16 protein-coding genes are annotated in these 18,501 nt (G+C 63.5%); 9 read left to right on the top strand and 7 right to left on the bottom strand.

Translation table 11 applies throughout. The annotated features are described in order from the left end of the window. Window positions 1–33: 33 nt before the first annotated feature. Window positions 34–1,110, top strand: a complete 1,077-nt coding sequence (locus FJ964_RS03610; protein ID WP_140549102.1) for a LacI family DNA-binding transcriptional regulator — start codon at window positions 34–36, stop codon at window positions 1,108–1,110. Window positions 1,111–1,125: 15 nt separating this feature from the next. Here FJ964_RS03610 and FJ964_RS03615 read toward each other — a convergent pair whose 3' ends face one another. Beyond that, window positions 1,126–2,304, bottom strand: a complete 1,179-nt coding sequence (locus FJ964_RS03615) for an OpgC family protein (protein WP_140549103.1) — start codon at window positions 2,302–2,304, stop codon at window positions 1,126–1,128. Between the two features lie 201 nt (window positions 2,305–2,505). Here FJ964_RS03615 and FJ964_RS03620 point away from each other — a divergent pair, with 201 nt between their 5' ends. Next, complete coding sequence (locus FJ964_RS03620) at window positions 2,506–3,165, top strand: alpha/beta hydrolase (RefSeq protein WP_140549104.1); 660 nt, start codon at window positions 2,506–2,508, stop codon at window positions 3,163–3,165. 24 nt (window positions 3,166–3,189) lie between these two features. On the opposite strand, the gene FJ964_RS03625 is transcribed toward FJ964_RS03620, so the two are convergent. Further along, window positions 3,190–3,810, bottom strand: a complete 621-nt coding sequence (locus FJ964_RS03625) for a TetR/AcrR family transcriptional regulator C-terminal domain-containing protein (RefSeq protein ID WP_140549105.1) — start codon at window positions 3,808–3,810, stop codon at window positions 3,190–3,192. Between the two features lie 80 nt (window positions 3,811–3,890). Between FJ964_RS03625 and FJ964_RS03630 the strand changes: the two genes are divergently transcribed. Next, on the top strand, window positions 3,891–5,081 hold the full coding sequence (locus FJ964_RS03630) for a TCR/Tet family MFS transporter (protein ID WP_140549106.1): 1,191 nt from the start codon (window positions 3,891–3,893) through the stop codon (window positions 5,079–5,081). Window positions 5,082–5,106: 25 nt separating this feature from the next. On the opposite strand, the gene sthA is transcribed toward FJ964_RS03630, so the two are convergent. Then, window positions 5,107–6,495, bottom strand: coding sequence for a Si-specific NAD(P)(+) transhydrogenase (gene sthA, locus FJ964_RS03635; protein WP_140549107.1), 1,389 nt, complete (start codon window positions 6,493–6,495; stop codon window positions 5,107–5,109). A gap of 201 nt (window positions 6,496–6,696) precedes the next feature. Here sthA and FJ964_RS03640 point away from each other — a divergent pair, with 201 nt between their 5' ends. From FJ964_RS03640 to FJ964_RS03650, 3 genes are all read left to right on the top strand, one after another. Further along, on the top strand, window positions 6,697–7,167 hold the full coding sequence (locus FJ964_RS03640) for an RDD family protein (protein ID WP_140549108.1): 471 nt from the start codon (window positions 6,697–6,699) through the stop codon (window positions 7,165–7,167). A 138-nt stretch (window positions 7,168–7,305) separates the two neighbouring features. Continuing rightward, a complete protein-coding gene (locus FJ964_RS03645; protein WP_140494092.1) occupies window positions 7,306–8,070 on the top strand; it encodes an arginyltransferase in 765 nt (254 codons plus the stop codon). A gap of 126 nt (window positions 8,071–8,196) precedes the next feature. Then, complete coding sequence (locus tag FJ964_RS03650; RefSeq protein WP_140549109.1) at window positions 8,197–9,093, top strand: DMT family transporter; 897 nt, start codon at window positions 8,197–8,199, stop codon at window positions 9,091–9,093. Here FJ964_RS03650 and FJ964_RS03655 read toward each other — a convergent pair. Together FJ964_RS03655 and parC are read right to left on the bottom strand one after the other, a co-directional pair. After that, entirely contained in the window at window positions 9,081–10,280 is a 1,200-nt protein-coding gene (locus tag FJ964_RS03655) for an AI-2E family transporter (protein ID WP_140549110.1), read from the bottom strand. The two genes, FJ964_RS03650 and FJ964_RS03655, sit on opposite strands and share 13 nt — an antisense overlap. A 243-nt stretch (window positions 10,281–10,523) precedes the next feature. Beyond that, window positions 10,524–12,776, bottom strand: coding sequence for a DNA topoisomerase IV subunit A (parC, locus tag FJ964_RS03660; RefSeq protein ID WP_140549111.1), 2,253 nt, complete (start codon window positions 12,774–12,776; stop codon window positions 10,524–10,526). A 309-nt stretch (window positions 12,777–13,085) separates the two neighbouring features. On the opposite strand from parC, the gene FJ964_RS03665 reads away from it, so the two are divergent. Beyond that, window positions 13,086–14,276: a hypothetical protein gene (locus tag FJ964_RS03665; RefSeq protein ID WP_140549112.1), complete on the top strand. Its 1,191-nt coding sequence runs from the start codon at window positions 13,086–13,088 to the stop codon at window positions 14,274–14,276. A 124-nt stretch (window positions 14,277–14,400) separates the two neighbouring features. Here the strand turns inward: FJ964_RS03665 and aspS are convergent, their stop codons facing one another. Continuing rightward, window positions 14,401–16,191 (bottom strand): aspartate--tRNA ligase, encoded by a 1,791-nt coding sequence (aspS, locus tag FJ964_RS03670; protein WP_181172369.1) that lies wholly within the window; start codon window positions 16,189–16,191, stop codon window positions 14,401–14,403. 366 nt (window positions 16,192–16,557) lie between these two features. Further along, window positions 16,558–17,394: a LysR family transcriptional regulator gene (locus FJ964_RS03675; RefSeq protein ID WP_246676166.1), complete on the bottom strand. Its 837-nt coding sequence runs from the start codon at window positions 17,392–17,394 to the stop codon at window positions 16,558–16,560. Window positions 17,395–17,516: 122 nt separating this feature from the next. On the opposite strand from FJ964_RS03675, the gene FJ964_RS03680 reads away from it, so the two are divergent. Together FJ964_RS03680 and FJ964_RS31765 are read left to right on the top strand one after the other, a co-directional pair. Beyond that, on the top strand, window positions 17,517–18,155 hold the full coding sequence (locus tag FJ964_RS03680; RefSeq protein WP_318013063.1) for a DMT family transporter: 639 nt from the start codon (window positions 17,517–17,519) through the stop codon (window positions 18,153–18,155). A gap of 15 nt (window positions 18,156–18,170) precedes the next feature. Then, the gene (locus FJ964_RS31765) at window positions 18,171–18,428 is read left to right on the top strand and encodes an EamA family transporter (protein ID WP_318013066.1); all 258 of its coding nucleotides are present in this window, start codon (window positions 18,171–18,173) and stop codon (window positions 18,426–18,428) included. Window positions 18,429–18,501: the final 73 nt, after the last annotated feature.

Consider the following 18,501-nt stretch of genomic DNA (forward strand, 5'->3'; position numbering starts at 1 on the left):
ACGTGCTAAATGCATATCAGGAGGCACGCACAAATGGCGTCACTCACCGCAGGCAATCGACGACCCGTCCGGCTGGCCGACATCGCCAAGGCCGCCGGTGTTTCGCATGGCACTGCCTCCAATGTTTTCAGCCGCCCCGAGATCGTGCGCGAAGAAGTCCGCGAACGTGTTCGCGCGACGGCCGAGGCGATGGGCTATGCCGGCCCCGACCCCAAGGGCCGCCTGCTGCGGGCCGGCAAGGTCAACGCCATCGGCGTCGCCACCGCGGAGCCCCTCTCCTATTTCTTCGAGGATCCCTTCGCGCGCGTGATGATGGCGGGCATCTCGCAGGCCTGCGATGCGACCGGGGCCGGCATCTCCTTAGTCTCGGCCGCCAACACCGAACAGCTTGCCTGGAATATCCAGAGCGCCCTTGTCGACGGCTTCATCGTCTTCTGCATCGAAGGGGGCTCGCGCCTCGTCGAATTGGCGCGTGAGCGCAAGCTGCCATTCGTGGCGCTCGACCTGGATTCGGAGGATGGGTCCGTCGCGGCGATCGGCGTCGACAACATCGCCGGCGCCGGCATGGCGGCACGTCATCTTACGGATCTCGGGCATCGCCGCTTTGCCGTGCTGGCGCTGCCTTTCGCCGATGACAGGACAGGCCTCATTTCGCCCGAGGAGCTTCGCACCGCAGCCTATGCGGGGACACGCGATCGCCTCACCGGTTATTTCCGGGAGCTCTCGCGGGTTGGCATCGATACATCCAAGGTGCCCGTCTACGAAACCGCCAACGATGCCGTCACCACAAAGGCGGGGCTGGAAACGATCTTTGCTTCCCGCGAGCCACCCACGGCTATCCTGGCGATGTCGGACAGAATGGCCTTGGCAACACTCGAATGGCTGAGCGCGCGCGGGCTGAACGTCCCCGATGATGTTTCAGTCATCGGTTTCGACGGCGTTCCCGAAGCAGCGCTATCCGAGCCGCCATTGACCACGGTAGCACAGCCGATCGCCGAGATGGGCCGGCTTGCCGTCAAGGCTATCCTGGAAAGCGACGGCAAGGTTAGCCGGCAATTGTTGCCGGTCGAACTGATCGTGCGCGCCTCCTCGGCTCCGCCGCGCGCCTGAACCGGCTCGCCGACCTCAGCGGTTGGCTCTTGCCACGGCCGAGATACCGAAAGACGCCTGGACGGGCTTGGCGTCCTTTTGCGTCGTCCTGGCTTTCCCCGAACCGCCGATGGTCGACAACCATTCGAGATAGAAAGCGAGCGCGAACTGCATGGCGATGCCGGCGGCGAGCAACAGGCTGTCATAAGCGAGGCCGCCGGGGTTGATCAGCTTCATCACCTGGGCGACCATGGCGATCAGCGTGCCGGCAATGAACACCGGCAGCGAGCGCTTGCCGAGTATCGCCAGCGGATGGTCGGGGCCGGTGCGAAACAGGTTCGAGACCACAGGCAGTGCCACCACCAGATAGCTGACCGCCAGGATATGCAGCAGCCGCGGGAGCGACAGGAATGTCTTGTCGAAGCCGGTCAGCACCACCGGCAGGTCGAACCAGGTCACCTGCCCCCAAAACGGACTATGCACCCATGCCAGCGCGGCCAGCACATAGGCGGCGGCGGCACCGATCAGCCAACGGTTGACCGGAATGACGCCGCCGCGCCTGACGTGCAGCATGGCGGCAAGACCGATGTTGAACAGGAACTGCCAGGACAGCGGATTGAGGAACCACAGGCCGGGCTCGGGATAGTTCGGCGGGGCGATCTGCCAGATGCCGGCTACAAGCCATAGCAGGCAGGACACGGTCAGCGCTGCAAGCGGCCTGTAGCTGATGAACAGCAAGAAGGCCGGCGCCAGCAAAAGCAGCACGGCGTAGACCGGCAGGATGTTGTTGTAGCCGAGCTGGTGGCCGAGCGTGACGATGCCGACCACCACCTCGGGCGTGTCCTTCATCAGCGGTTCGATGTTGATCAGCTTCAGCAGTTCCGGCCTATGGCCGAACACCGCCGCGGCACAGAACAACGCCATCACCGCCATCGTGGTGACGATATGGGCGATGTAGAGCACGCCTGCCCGCCGCCACATCTTCAGCGTCGCGAGCAGCCGGCCTCCCGGGCGGAATTTCATGCCATAGGCAAGCGCGACCGAAATGCCCGATATCAGCACGAAAGCCTCGGCCGCATCCGAAAAGCCGAAATTCTTGTAGGTCAGCGTCTCGAAAGCCGTGCCCGGCACATGGTCGACGAAGATCGTCAGCAGCGCGAGCGCACGCAGCACATCGATGCGCGTATCGCGCTCGGTTGGAACTGGGGTGGTCATCGACAAAAGGCCTCAAAGCTGGTTGTTCATGCCCAGCAATGCGACCCCCGGCGCACCGCTTCGATTCCTCCGCGATGGAGTATATCGGCGCAGAAACCGACTGAAATGCGCCCGGTTCAATCAACTTTCGCGGAGCATGAAAATATTGCGTTTTGAAGCCGGCAAATTGAGCGAAGCGAAATATAATCAAGAGGATGCGGCATGAGCGATACAAGCCTCGAAAACGGCCTGCCGCGGCTGGATCTGACCTTCCCCTACCGCTTCTTCGGATCCGGCGGAGCCAGCGACGACTGCCTGTTCCTGCTGCATGGATCGGGTGTCGACGAGACGACCCTGGTGCCGCTGGCGAGGCAGATCGCGCCACATGCCTGCCTGGTCGCCGTGCGTGGCCGCATCGTCCAGGATGACGGCTTCCGCTGGTTCGAGCGGATCACGCCGACCAGCTTCGAGCAGGCCAGCATCCGCCGTGAGACGGCCGCTTTCGCGCGGTTCGTGGCCGCGGCCATGGAGCGGCACCGGATCGATCCGAAGCGCACGGCTTTTCTCGGCTATTCCAACGGCGCCAATCTGGTTTCCAGCCTGATGCTGCTCCATCCCGGCCTTGTCGGACGGGCGGCACTGCTGCGGCCGATGCCGGTGCTGGACGAGACGCCGGCAACCGATCTGACCGGCATCAAGGCCCTGATTGTCGCGGGCGCCGCCGACCTGACCTACGGACCCTTCGCGCCGGCGCTGGTAACGCTGCTCAGCCAGCGCGGTGCCGAGGTCGATGCGCGTATCGTCGCTTCGGGCCATGAAATCGGCGATCCCGATGTCGCGATCGTGCGGCAATGGCTTGCCCCGCCCGTGCCTGTCGCCTGACGGGCAAGACGCGGATCGCCGCGCTCAGCCCGGTTCAGCGATGCCGGCCTGCGCCCCGGCAATCAGCAAGTCGAGGCCGCTTTCGAACAGCGCCTCGTGACCGCCCGCACGATAATCGGCCAGGGCCTGGCTGAGCAGCGGGTAACCGCTTGCCTTGGCATCGAGCGCCGCGCCTCGACCTGGGCCGGCCGGATATTCTGCCTGTTCCTCGAGGACGCAGCCCACCGTGTAGCGCCCGATGATCATCAGCAACCGCATGGCCATGACGGAAGGCATGCCGGCCTCGTGCACAAAGTTGAGCAACCGTTCGACATGTTCGAGATCGCCCGGATCGGCCTCGGTACCGGCATGGACGCGCGCACCGTCGCGATAGGCTATCAAGGCGCCGCGGAAGCTGCGGGCGTTGTTGCGTACGAATTCCTGCCAGCTCTCGCCCGGCAGTGGCGCTCGATGGTCATGGCCGCGCCGCAGAATCTCCTCGTTCATTGCGTCGAGCAGGGCGCGCTTGTTCCTGAAATGCCAGTAAAGCGCCGGCTGCTGGACCTTGAGCCGCTGCGCCAGCAGCCGCGTCGAGAGCGCATCGATGCCGACTTCGTTCAACAGCTCGAGCGCCTGCGCGACGATCAGCGCCTTGTCCAGTTTCATATGCACCTCGCTTGCCCGTCCATTTTATCGGTGATAAACGCCACCTTATCACCGATAAACTTTAGGAAAGAAGCATCTCGATGAAAAGGGCCTATCTCGTCGTGCTGACGGCAATGGCGCTGGACGCGGCCGGCATCGGGCTGATCATGCCGGTGCTGCCGGGGCTGTTGCGCGAGGTTGGCCATGTCGAGGACATCGGCTGGATTTTCGGCGCGTTCCTCGCCGCCTATGCCGCCATGCAGGTGCTGTTTTCGCCCCTGCTCGGCGCGTTGTCGGACCGCTACGGCCGCCGGCCGGTGCTGCTTCTGTCGCTTGCCGGGTCGATGCTGGATTATCTGTTCATGACCTTCGCGCCGTCGCTGCCGCTGCTGTTCGTCGGCCGACTGATCGCCGGCATAACGGGCGCCAGTATGGCGGTGGCCTCCGCCTATATGGTCGACATCAGCAGCGAAGAGCGGCGCGCCCGCGCCTTCGGCCATCTGAGCGCCGCTTTTGGCGTCGGGTTCATCGCTGGTCCGGCCCTCGGCGGCCTGCTTGGCGATCTCTGGCTGCGCGCGCCGTTCCTGGCGGCGGCAGGGTTCACCGGCATCAATCTGGCGCTGGCCTTCCTTCTGCTGCCGGAGCCAGAGCGGGTCGGCGGCACAGGCGAGCCGCTGTCGTTCAACCCGCTGGCGCCGCTGCGTTGGGCCTTGACTTTTCCGGCCCTCCTGCCGCTGCTCGGCGCCTTTGCCGTGCTCGGCCTTGTCGGCGAAGTCGGCGGCACCGTCTGGGTTCTCTACGTGCAGGACAAATTCGGCTGGAGCCTTTTCACCGTGGGCATCTCGCTGGCATTGTTCGGCCTCTTCCATGCCGGGGCCCAGGGTTTCGTCGCCGGACCGATCGCCGAGCGTTGGGGCGAAAGGCGAGCGCTCATGGTCGCCATCCTTGCCGACAGCACGGCCTATGTGTCGATCGCGCTCGCCTGGCAAGGCTGGATGGCGTTCGCGCTGTTGCCGCTTTTCTGTCTCGGCGGGATCGGAGCCCCGGCGCTGCAATCGTTGCTGACAGCACGTGTCGCGGCAGATCACCAGGGGCGATTGCAAGGTGTGCTCACCAGCATGACGAGCCTGGTCTCGGTGTTCGGACCACTCGTCATCGTCATGTTCTATTTTCGCACTCGAATGGTCTTCCCAGGCATGGTGTGGGTCGCGGGCGCGACCCTCTATGTCCTCTGCCTGCCCCTGCTGCTCGCAACCGGATCGCCCACGGCCAAACGGGAGGCGGCGGAGTGAGGATGATAGTGCGCCGGCGGCAGGACTATCCCTGCCCCATCCTGTTCCAGGCGTCCAGCCCGGCGATCTTGTAGGCCTCGGCCAACGTTGGATAGTTGAAGGTGTTGTTGACGAAGAAATCGACCGTGCCGCCCAGATTGATCACCGCCTGGCCGATGTGGATCAGTTCGGTGGCGCCCTCGCCGACGATATGCGCACCGAGCAGGCGGCGCGTCTCGATCGAGAACAGAAGCTTCAGGAAGCCGGTGTTGACGCCCATGATGTGGCCGCGCGAGGTCTCGCGGAAACGCGCCACGCCAACCTCGTAGGCGGCGCCGCTCTCGCGCACCTGTTCCTCGGATTGGCCGACGGTGGAGATCTCTGGCACCGCGTAAATGCCATAAGGGAAGGTTTCCGGCGGCGGCGGCAAGGTCACGCCGAAGGCATGGCAGGCGGCCACCCGGCCCTGCTCCATCGAGGTGGAGGCCAGGCTCGGAAAGCCGATCACGTCGCCGGCGGCGTAGATGTTGGGCACGCTGGTCTGGAAGGTATGCGGATCGACCTTGATGCGTCCCCTGGAGTCAGCCTCGATGCCGACCGCATCGAGGCCGAGGCTACCGACATTGCCGGTGCGGCCCGCGGCATAGAGCACGATCTCGGAACGTATGGTGCGGCCGTCGGCCAGCGTGACCTCTGCATGGTCGGGTCTCGAGGCGATCTCCTTCACGGCGCTTCCCAGCCGGATGGTCATGCCGCGGTCGCGCATCTGGTGGATGAAGTCGTCGACGATCTCGCGGTCGACGAAATCGAGGATCGTGTTGCGCGGCTCGACCAGCGTCACCGGCACGTCGAGTGCCGAAAAGATCGTCGCGTATTCGACCCCGATGACGCCGGCGCCGATGACCGTCAGCGTGCGCGGCAAGCGGTCGAGCTCGAGCATCTCGTCACTGTCGAACACGCGGCTCTTGTCGAACGGCACGTCGCGCGGCCGGTGCGGCTTCGTGCCGACGGCGATCAGCGCATTGGCGAAGCCGACCTCGCTGTAGTCGCCATTGTCCGATGTCAGGCTGACCCTGTTGGGCCCGAGAAATTTCACCGCGGCACGGGCGCTCTTGACCGTGTTGCGCATGAACTGGTGCTGCAGCACCTCGACCTCGTGGTCGAGGGTCTTGTGCAGGCGCTCGACCAGGTCGCCGACCGAGATGTCCTGCTTGACCCGGTAGCCGCGCCCATAGAAGCCGCGCTCGCGCCAGCCCGAGAGATTGAGCACGGTTTCGCGCAGCGTCTTCGACGGAATGGTGCCGGTGTGCACGGAAACGCCGCCCAGGCGCCGCCCCCTGTCGACGACCAATACCGATTTGCCGAGCTTGGCCGATTGCACAGCGGCACGACGGCCGGAAGGGCCGCTGCCAATGACCAGCATGTCGTAATCCATCCTGCCCGTCCCTGCCCCTCGGCGCTTTTGGTGCGCCGCAACAAGCTAACGCCATGTCAGGCGCGAATTCAACCGGCCCGCCGGCCGCTTCGCCCGCCTTGCTTACCGGCAAAGGCTCGATCTTGATTCCGTCATCAGCCTTTACCATTTTCCCAGCAGGTGGGGCGCAGGCTAAGCAGGCCCCTGTTACGAGGAAATGACATGAACGCTCGCGTTCTCGACGGGGAAATCATCAACACCAGGCTCGACGACGTCAGGGTCTATGAAGGCGTGCGCACGCGCCGTGTCCTGGCGGTCATGATCGACTATGTCATTGTCGCGCTGCTCACCATCCCTGTCGCCATACTGGTGTTTTTCCTCGGACTTTTAACCCTCGGGCTTGGCTGGATGCTGTTCGGCGTCCTGGTCCCGGCGGTCGCGATTCTCTACATCTGGAACACGCTTGGCAGCGCCGACCAGGCGACCACGGGGATGAAGATGATGGGCATCCGGCTCGACCGGCTCGACGGCAGGCCGATCGACGGGCTCACGGCGGTGGTCCATTCGGTGCTGTTCTGGGCCGGCAACGTCATCCTGTCGCCGCTGGTGCTGCTGGTGACGCTGTTTGCCGATCGCAAGCGCACGCTGCACGACCTGCTGCTCGGCACGGTGGTCAGCCGCACCGGCCGCTAAGAGGCATTTTCGCAAGCATCGCCGCGGCGTCGGCGCAAATGTGAAGGCGTCCACATGGCCACGCCTTCACAATCCTGTTGAATTTTTCGCTTTCCGCGCCAAAGGTAGAGCGATTCGAAGGAGTGTTTCCGAGACTCGATGACGCAGCACCCGACCCAGTCGCCGCAGTTCTTCCTGACCGCGCCGTCGCCGTGCCCCTATCTCGACGGCCAGTTCGAGCGCAAGGTGTTCACGCATCTGGTCGGCGACAAGGCGTCGGAGATGAACGATCTCCTGACGCAAGGCGGGTTCCGCCGCTCGCAGAACATCGCCTACAGGCCGGCCTGCGAGACCTGCCGCGCCTGCGTCTCCGTGCGCATCCTGGCGCAGGAATTCGTCGCCAGCCGCAACATGAAGCGCGTGCTGCAGCACAATTCCGATCTTGTCGGCGCCATGCACAATGCCGAGCCCTCGACCGAACAATATTCGCTGTTCCGCAGCTATCTCGACGCCCGCCACCGCCGCGGCGGCATGTCGGACATGACGGTTCTGGACTACGCCATGATGGTCGAGGACACCCATGTCGACACCAAGGTCATCGAATACCGCCGGCGCGGACCCGACACCTTCATCACCGGCAAGGGACAAGGCGAGCTGATCGCTGTGGCGCTCACCGACAAGATGGCGGACGGCTTGTCGATGGTCTATTCCTATTTCAATCCCGACTTCGAGGAGCGGTCTCTCGGCACCTTCATGATCCTCGATCACATCGCTCGCGCCAGGGCGATGGGGCTGCCCCATGTCTACCTGGGCTACTGGGTCAACGGCTCGCGCAAGATGAATTATAAGATGCGCTTCATGCCGCAGGAGCATCTCGGCCCGAAAGGCTGGGAGCGCTACACCAACGAAGCGGTCTCACGCTGAGTTTTTCCAAGATCCACGTTTAACTGTTTCAACGCAGGGGATGCTGGTCTTTCAGCCGCTTGGCGGGAGAGTGCGTCATTGCGCCGATCGGCCGCTCCGTCCGTATTTCATTACGAAAGTTTGCATATGAGTTCCCACAGCGACCACCAGAAGGGCCTTCTGATAACCGCCATCGGCGGCCTGACGCTGACCGTCGACATTCCGCTGATCCGGCTCGCCGATGGCGGCGCCTGGACGATCCTGCTCTTGCGTGGAGGGACCACCTTCATAGCGGCAATGATCATCTGGGCGGTCTGGCGGGCGCTGAGCCGAAACGCCCCGCAGCTCATTCCAGGCTGGTCGGGACTGGCGGCCGCGATATGCTACGGGCTGACCTCGATCACCTTTGTCACCGCCGTCTTCCACACCTCGACCGCCGACCTGGTGTTCATCCTGGCCTTCAATACGGTGTTCGCCGCGCTCTTGTCCTGGTTGTTTCTCCGGGAAAGACCGCGAGCGGTGACACTCGCGGCGATGGTGGTCATGATCCTCGGCGTGTTGGTAATCGTCGGCGGATCCGTCGGCACCGGACATCTGTTCGGCAATTTCATGGCGCTGTGTTCGGCCTTCTTCATTTCCGTGGCCATCACCATTTCGCGGGCCAGCGGCAAGGACATGGGCTTCACGGCGCTGGTCGGGGTTGTTCCGCCGCTCGTGCTGGCGGCCTTCATGGTGTCAGGCGAAGGCATCCATGTGAGCGCGCCCTGGTGGATCATCTTCAACGGCGCCGTGATCATGCCGATCTCGTTCTTCTGCCTGGCGGCCGGCCCCAAATACATCTCCGGACCGGAAGTGGCGATGTTCTACCTTCTGGAGACCGTGCTGGCGCCGGTGTGGGTATGGCTGATCTTTTCCGAAGCGCCGTCGCGCAACAGCCTGATCGGCGGCGCGATCCTGATCGTCACATTGGTGGTCCATTCGGTGTGGCAGTTGCATGACGGACGCAGGCGCCGCGCCGCCCTTGCGGTGAGTCATCCTGCCTGAATCTTCTTCGCCTCGCCGTCGATCTCGATCAGCGACGGCGAGCCCTCCTGTTCCGGGGAAGCAGGCATCTCGTCCATCATCTCGACCTCGCGCAGCCATTCGCGCCAGATCGCCACCAGCAGCGCCATCAGCACCGGGCCGATGAACAGGCCGAGAAAACCCATCGTCTTGACGCCGCCGATCAGGCCGAAAAAGGTCGGCAGGAAGGGCAGTTTTATCGGTCCGCCGACGAGCTTCGGTCGCAAGGTCTTGTCGACGATGAACAGTTCGACCGTGCCCCAGATGAACAAAGCCAGGCCGGCCACCGGTGAGCCGCTGGCGGCGAGATAGATCGAAACCAGCGTAAAGGAGAGCGGCGCTCCGCCGGGAATCAGCGCCATGACGCCGGTCAGCGCGCCAAGCGTCACCGGCGACGGCACGCCGGCCAGCCAATACGCGATACCCAGCACCAGCCCCTCGCCGATGGCGATGACGGTCATGCCGGTGACGGTCGAGGAAATGGTCGCCGGCACGACGCGCGAGATGCGCTCCCACCTCGTCGGCAGGATGCGCTCGCCGAGCCGGTCGACCTGGCCCGCGAAATGCTCGCCGTCGCGATAGGCGAAGAACAGCGCGATCATCATGAACAGAAGCGTCAAAAGCAGGCCGAAGGCGCTGCCGCCGGCGGCAAGGGCGCCGCGATAGATGCTGCCGATATTGGCGCCGCTGACCAGTTGGATCAGTTCGCCGATGCCGCCGGGATGGCCGAGATTGGTCGTCCATTGCTGGTTCAGCCATTCTCCCACGACAGGCAGCGTGGCGATCCAGTGCGGTGTCGGGGCGCCGTGCCGATTGGTTTCGATCGCCCAGCCGACCCATTCGCGCACCTCGTTGATGGCGTAGGTGCCCGCGAGCGCGATCGGTATCACCAGGAAGGCGAGGATGAACAATATGGCGAAGGTGGCGGCGATGGTGCGGTTGCCGCCGACACCGGCCAAAAGCCGCCGGTAGAGCGGCCAGCTGGCGAAAGCGATGACCAGCGCGGCCAGCACCGGGAACAGGAAGCCGTGGAAGAAATAGACGCCGGCGGCAACGATCAGCACGAGCAGCCAGCGCGCCGCCGAGAGCGGTGGGATGACGGCGGCCCTGAGCGGCGTCGACAGGCCGAACAGGCGCTGCCCCGGTCTCTGGATTTTCGCTTCCTTCAAACGCTCGTCTCTCCCCGGCCCATTCGGCTGCTGCGCACTGATATAGTGCAGCAATCGTGACGATAGTCCAAATCGTGATGGTGAAGCGGCGGATTTCCGCCACGAGGGCCCTCGAGAGGAGATGGCCGGCAGGCCAGAGGGGTCGCTGCGTAAGGCGCTAGCATACTCCGTTCAAGTATGAGGTTGCGTCCGGTCGAGCCCCCTCTGTCGCCTTCGGCGACATCTCCCCCACGAGGGGGGAAATTATCCAAATTTCCCCGTCCTCGGGAAACCCTTGGGCACCATGCGGCCGGCGGAGGCGCGGGCGCCGATCCATTCGGCCAGTTCCTCGCGCGACCTTGTGAAGGTGCGGTCGGCCGAATCCTGCCAGGAAAGACCGGTCTCCAGCGTAAACGGCTTGAGGTCGAGAAGTCCGCCATCCTTGTATTTCTGCAGCCGCACGCCCTTGCCGCGGCTCATTTCCGGAATGTCGGACAGCGGAAACACCAGCATCTTGCGGTTCTCGCCGACGATGGCCAGATGATCGCCGCCGACCGGCACGCAGCGCTTGGCTTCGTCGGGCGCCTTGACGTTCATCACCTGCTTGCCCTTGCGGGTGTTGGCGACGACCTCTTCCTCCGGCACGATGAAACCGTTGGCGTCATGCGAGACCAGCAGCAGCTTGCGCTTCGGATCGTGGACGAAGGCGGTGACGATGTCCTGGTCGTTGTCCATGTCGACGATGATGCGGATCGGCTCGCCATGGCCGCGCCCGCCCGGGAGCCGGTCGGCGCCGATGGTGTAGAATTTGCCGCCGGTGGTGAACACCAGGATCTTGTCGGTCGTCTGCGCATGGAAGGCTAGTTTCAGGCTGTCGCCTTCCTTGAAGGCAAGCTGAGAATGGTCGGTCAGATGACCCTTCATCGCCCGCAGCCAGCCCTTTTCCGAAACCACCACGGTGACCGGCTCGCGCTCGATCATGGCATGCGCGATGTCGGTCAGGTCATGCTCGGGCGCATCGGCGAACTGGGTGCGGCGCTTGCCGAGCTCGGTCTCGGGGCCGAATTTGTCCCGCAGGCTCGCGACCTCCCACTTGATCGTCGCCCATTGCTTGGCTTCGGACGCAAGCAGCGCCTCGATCTGCTTCTTTTCGGCGGTGAGGCCGTCGAATTCCTTGCGGATCTCGAATTCTTCCAGCTTGCGCAGGGCGCGCAGGCGCATGTTGAGAATGGCTTCGGCCTGGGTGTCGGTGAGCGACCAGCGGGCCATCATGACCTGCTTGGGTTCATCCTCCTCGCGGATGATCTTGATCACCTCGTCGATATTGAGATAGGCGATCAGGTAGCCGGCGAGGATCTCCAGCCGTCTTTCGATCTCGCCGAGGCGGTGTTTCGAGCGGCGGATCAGCACGTCGCGGCGATGCTCGAGCCATTCCTGCAGCACGCCTTTCAGCGACAGGACGTTAGGCACCTTGCCGCGTGACAGCACGTTCATGTTGAGCGGGAAGCGGCTTTCAAGCTCGGTGAGCTTGAACAGCGATTCCATCAAGATACCGGGATCGACGGAGCGGCTCTTGGGCACCAGCACGACGCGGATGTCCTCCGCGCTTTCGTCCCTGATGTCCTCGAGCAGCGGCAATTTGCGCGCCATCAGGAGCTCGGCGATCTTCTCGATCAGCCGCGCCTTCTGCACGCCATAGGGGATTTCGGTGACGACGATGCTCCAGGTGCCCCTGCCCTGGTCTTCCTGGCTCCATTTTGCCCGCACGCGAAAGCCGCCGCGGCCGGTTTCATAGGCTTCGAGGATGGAGGCTCGGCTGTCGACGATGATGCCGCCGGTCGGGAAATCCGGGCCCTGGACGAAATCCATCAGCTTGGCCACGAGCGCGTCCCGATGCTCGATCAGGTGAAGGGCGGCGTCGCAAAGTTCGGCCGCGTTGTGCGGCGGGATCGATGTCGCCATGCCGACAGCGATGCCGGACGAGCCGTTGGCCAGCAGGTTGGGGAAGGCGCCCGGGAGCACCACCGGCTCCTCGTCCTCCTCATTGTAGGTGGGCCGGTAGTCGACGGCATCCTCGGTGATGCCCGCGAGCAGCTCGGTCGCCACATCGGTCATGCGCGCTTCGGTGTAGCGCATGGCGGCGGCGTTATCGCCGTCGATGTTGCCGAAATTGCCCTGGCCGTCGACCAAGGGGTAGCGCATCGAGAAATCCTGCGCCAGCCGCACCAGCGCATCGTAGATCGACTGGTCGCCATGCGGGTGGAACTTGCCCATCACCTCGCCGACGATACGGGCGCATTTGGCGAAGCCTTGGTCGGGGTTGAGGCGCAGCAGGCGCATGGCGTGCATGATGCGGCGATGGACGGGCTTCAGCCCGTCGCGGACATCGGGCAGCGCCCGGTGCATGATGGTCGACAGCGCATAGGCAAGATAGCGCTCTTCCAGCGCCTTCTTCAGATCGACCGGTTCGATATGATCGCCGCCACCATTGTCAGGCGGCAAAAGCCTTTTTCCCATGGGCTGGAACTAGCCGAGCGGGTGATTCGCGGCAAGAGGGCAAGCCTTGAAGCGGGTGCATGCCCTGCCCTGCAACACGAAGCCGCAGGCAAGCCCGCCAGCCAACATCAATCCGTTACATGCCGTCTCTATTGCGAAGCGCGACGCTCGGCGGCCCGGTCTCCAGCATGTTCGGATCGGGTTTGCCTTTCGCCGCGATTTTTGACCATTGTGGCGGGATGCGCCTTTTTCCCGTCCAGTTCGTCACTGAAGGGTGATGGCGCCAAAAATTGAAAAATAATTTTCAGGACACTCGCAGGGGCATTCGCGATGACAATCAAACGCTCGACTCTCAGGAAATTCGCCTTTTCGACCTTCTTGCTCACACTGCCGCTGAACGCGGCGCTCGCCCAGGACACCGCGGTCGCCGACCGGCTGAAGGCGGCACTTGCCGCGCAGGGCGTCAACATCTCCTGGACCGGCGTGACCGGCGACAACGCCAGCATGGTGTTGCAGGGCGTATCCATCAAACCGGGCGCGGAAAAAGAAGCCTTTCCGATCGGCGACGTCAAACTCGAAGGCGTGACCGAAGCCAATGGCGGCTATGATATCGCAACCGTGTCGACCTCGGCCTTCGAACATAGCAAGGACGGCGTCACCCTCAATCTCAGCCCCTTCGTCATCCATGACATGATGGTTCCGGCCGAAGGCGCCAGCGGCCCGCTGGGCCCGCTGATGATGTACAAGTCCGCTGAACTGTCGAACATGACGGTCAAGGTCGCCGACAAGACGGCTTTCGCTATGGATGGGCTTGCCATCCAGATCACGCCGCCGGCGGACGGCAAGGCGATGGAATTCACCGGCACCACCGAGAAGTTCAATGCCGACCTGACGCTGGTCGAGGATCCCAAGTCGAAGGAAGTCATCAACGCACTCGGCTACCAGAACATTGCGGGCAATTTCGAGATGGCCGGCACCTGGCAGCCCACGGACGGCAAGATGGAGCTGTCGAAATACAACATTTCGGTCGAGAATGCCGGCACGCTCGGCATGACCTTCGACCTGGGCGGCTACACGCTCGATTTCATCAAGTCGCTGCAGGAAATGCAGAAGAAGATGGCGGCGCGGCCTGAAGGCGCCGACAATTCCGCACAAGGCATGGCCATGCTCGGGCTGCTGCAGCAGCTTTCCTTCAACAGCGCCTCGATCCGCTTCGACGACGATTCGCTGACCAACAAGGTGCTGGACTATGTCGGCAAGCAGCAAGGCATGTCGGGCAAGGACATCGCCAACCAGGCCAAGGCGATCGTGCCGTTCGGCATGGCGCAGCTCAACAATCCCGAGCTGACGGCGCAGGTAACGGCGGCGGTCGGCAAATATCTCGACGACCCGAAGAGCCTCGAAATCTCGGCCAAGCCGCCGGCGTCGGTGCCGTTCGCGCTGATCATGGCGGGCGCCATGTCCAATCCAACCGACCTGCCGAAGACGCTCGGCGTCACCGTCAAGGCCAACGAAGACTGATCGAAGCGACCTCGACTTGCTTCAGGATACGAAAAGCCCGGCAGCGATGCCGGGCTTTTGTCTGGGATTCTCAAATCGAACGAGTCGCTTCGGAGGGTTCTTTAAAGCGCCGTCCGAAGCGCCATCACGCCTCTTTCTTGATCGGCGCGACACGCAGTGACAAGTCGCGAAGCTGCTGCGGCGTGGCTTCCGACGGCGCATTCATCAACAGGTCGTAAGCCTGCTGGTTCATCGGGAACATGGTGATCTCGCGCAGGTTCTTGGCTCCCACCAGCAACATCACCACCCGGTCGATGCCGAACGCCGCTCCGCCGTGCGGCGGCGCGCCGTACTGGAACGCACGGTAGAGGCCGCCAAAGCGTTCCTCGACGGTCTGGCGATCCAGGCCGACCATCTCGAAGGCCTTGACCATGGTTTCGGGCAAATGGTTGCGGATGCCGCCCGAGGCGATCTCGAAGCCGTTGCACACGGCGTCGTACTGGAATGCCTTGATGCCGAGCGGCTCCTGGTTGTTGAGGGCGTCGATGCCCCCCTGCGGCATCGAAAACGGGTTATGGGCGAAATCGATCTTCTTCTCGTCCTCGTTCCACTCGAAGAACGGAAAGTCGACGATCCAGCACAGCTCGAAACGGTCGCGGTCTACAAGGTTCAGTTCCTCGCCGGCGCGGGTGCGAGCAGCGCCCGCGAAGGAGACGAATTTCCTGGGATCGCCGGCGACGAAGAAGGCGGCATCGCCATCGGCAAGGCCCAGTTGAAGACGGATCGCCTCGGTGCGCTCCTCGCCGATGTTCTTGGCAAGCGGACCCGCGCCTTCGATTTTCTCGCCTTCCTTGCGCCAGAAGATGTAGCCCAATCCGGGCTGCCCCTCGCCTTGCGCCCAGCTGTTCATGCGGTCGCAGAAGGCACGGCTGCCCCCGGTCCTGGCCGGAATGCCCCAGACCTCGGCCTTGGGATCGTTGGCCAGGATGTTGGCGAAGACCTTGAAGCCGGAATCACGAAAATGGTCGGAGACCGCCTGCATCTCGATCGGGTTGCGCAGATCCGGCTTGTCGGTACCGTATTTGCGCATCGCAACATCATAGGGAATGCGCGGCCAGTCCTTTGTGACGGGCTTGCCGTTGGCAAAGGCCTCGAAGACCGATGTCATCACCGGCGCCATGGTGGAAAGCACGTCATCCTGCTCGACAAAGCTCATTTCGAGGTCGAGCTGGTAGAATTCGCCGGGCAGGCGGTCGGCGCGCGGATCCTCGTCGCGGAAGCAGGGGGCGATCTGGAAATAACGATCGAAACCCGAGACCATGATCAGCTGTTTGTACTGCTGCGGCGCCTGCGGCAGCGCATAGAAGGTGCCGGGGTGAATGCGTGACGGCACCAGGAAGTCGCGCGCGCCTTCGGGCGACGATGCGGTGAGGATCGGCGTCGAGAATTCGGTGAAGCCGACCTCGCCCATGCGCTTGCGCATCTCGGCGATGATCTTCGTGCGCGCCACGATGTTCCTGTGCAGCGTCTCGCGGCGCAGGTCGAGGAAACGGTATTTCAACCTGATGTCCTCCGGATAGTCCGGCTCGCCGAACACCGGAAGCGGCAATTCCTTGGCCGCCGAAAGCACTTCGATCTCGCGCGCGAAAATCTCGATCTCGCCGGTCGGCAGGTTGGCATTGGTGGTTTCAGGCAAGCGCGCCTTGACCTCGCCGTCGACGCGGATCACCCACTCGCCGCGCACCGTCTCGGCGATCTTGAAGGCCGGCGAATCGGGATCGGCGACGATTTGGGTCAGGCCATAGTGGTCGCGCAGGTCGATGAACAGCAGGCCGCCGTGGTCGCGTACGCGATGCACCCAGCCCGACAGGCGAACGGAACTGCCGACATCGCTCTTCCTCAACTGGGCACAGGTATGGCTGCGGTAACGGTGCATTGTCATTGGTAAGGTCCGGGGTGCTGGGTTGCAGGCCGAAGCCCGCCTGAAAATTTGCGCGAAAAGCGCATGGGAGGCCGGGTTTGTCAAGGCGAGTGGGCGGAGGGCCAGGCAACGAACCCGTGTTCACGGAGTTACCTTTGGAGCGTTCGCCGGCGCGCTGGCTGACGGAGCATTAAACGGAAAAACCCGCCTGGGTGGCGGGTCACTGGCGCAAATCAGCACCATAGGTAGTTTGTAGCATTAACTGCCCTCACCTGTCAAGGCGCCAGCGGACAGGCACCAGCGGACTGGCCGTCGTCGGATTTCTTAAACCCGAGTTTCGGAAGCCTTGGATTGAACCACTCCGTCCCGGCCCGGGTCACCCTATGAGCCAAGGCTCGACAGCCGCAGGCGCCGCGCGAGGTGACCGACGACCAATGCGGTGCTTGCGGAGGATGTTGCGGCCTGATGAAGGCGGATCTCCGCCCCGGGCAGCGGCGGCACATAAGGGCCAGGATGGACATCGCGCAGGCCGGACGCGAGCATGCTGCCCTTGACCACGGTAACCGCAAGGCCCTGCTCGACGATCGCCTCCGTCGCGGCAAGACTCGGGCTGACATAGGCCAGTCGCCACGGCCGGCGCGCTCTGTCGAGCGCCTCAACCGCCCACGCGCGAAACAAGCAATCAGGGTCCGACAACGCGACAGGCAGTGGATCGAGTTCCTCGACAGAGTGTGTCCTCGCCGCCGCCCATATCGCCCTTTCGCGGCATATCAGATCGCCCTCGGCCGCACCTTCCGGATGCATGGCGATGACCGCGTCAAATGAAGAGCCGAGCCGTTTCAGCAGCCGCGCGGTGAGGCCGATCTCCATTTCCACCTGCATGAGCGGGAAGCGCACGGCGATATCGGCGAGAAGGCGCGGCAGGATCTTGGTGCCGTAGTCCTCCATGACGCCGATCCGGATGCGTCCCGCCACCCGTTGGTTGGAGACACGGGCAATCGCCTGCTCGTTAAGTGCAAGAATGCGGCGTGCGTCGATCAGAAACCCCTCCCCGGCGGCCGTAAGCTCGACATGGGCCGTCGAGCGACGGAACAGCGAAATGTCGAGGCGCTCTTCAAGGCGCTTCACCTGCAAGCTGACGGTGGCTTGCGTTCGATTGAGCTGCTCGGCGGCTCGCGTGAAAGAGAGCCGCTCGGCAACGACGACGAAAGCCCGCAACAATTCCGGATCGAGACTCCGACTGCTCATAGCGCAAGCTTATCAAGCTCATTGCGTTTATTCGATTCCTTTTACCCGGTTTGCCCGATACCGCTGGGCTCCGAACTGGCAGAGGGGAAGCGATGGAAACTGGAGGCGTGCTCGCGGCGATTCTCTCCAGCGCCTTTGGCGGCACCGCGGTCGGTGCAACGCGCTATCTCGCGCGTTCGCTGGATCCGCTCACCATCGGCGCGATCCGGTTCGGGGGTGGTTTTCTGGTGCTCGCCGCCGTAGCGCTTCTGCGGCGGGACAAGTGGCCTGCGAAAAGCGATTGGCCGGGCGCCGCCGCATTGGGCCTGCTGTTCTTCGGCCTGTTCCCGGTGCTCTTCAACGGGGCCCTTGTCTACACGACGGCGGCGCGAGGAGCTCTGGCGCTTTCGACGCTGCCTGTGCTCACCATGCTGGCAGGCGCGGTTCTGGGGATCGAACCGCCGACGACGCGCAAGATCGTCGGCGTCCTGGTCGCGATGGCCGGAGTGGCTGTCGCGCTTTCCAGCAGCCTGACGACAGCTCCCCAGGGCGCATGGCGCGGAGACCTCCTGATGATGGCGGCGGCATTCTGCATGGCGCTCTACAATGTCTGGTCGCGACCCTTTCTCTCCCGCTGCGCGCCGACATCATTCGCCGCGTTTGGCATGGCCGTCGGCACGGCCTGCCTGTTGGCGCTGTCGATTTTGACTGGAGGCTTGACGCGACTTGCCGCGCTTGACGCGTCTCAATAGGTTGCCAGCGGATACCTGGCCGTAATTTGCGGCGCCCTCGTTTTCTTCCTCTGGGCGTTCGCGCTTGAACGTGCGCCGCCAACGCTGGTTGCCGTTTCGGTTGCCGTGAATCCCGTGACGGCATCGATCTTCGGCGCTGTCTTTCTCGGCGAGCAAGTCAATGCAAACCTGATTGTCGGGCTCATCGCGGTCCTGGCGGGAATAGCCATCGCGTCGGGAGCAGCCGGCGGGTTCGCCGTGGGACGTGGTGAAAGCAGTCGCCGGCGTCCTTGAACGGAAAGGCGGGCACATTCTGTTAGCCCGGGGAATTGCCGCTGGCATTGACGGAAACGATGGTTCAAGAAGG

The organism is Mesorhizobium sp. B2-3-2, from assembly GCF_006442295.1.
In the GTDB taxonomy this organism is placed as follows: domain Bacteria; phylum Pseudomonadota; class Alphaproteobacteria; order Rhizobiales; family Rhizobiaceae; genus Mesorhizobium.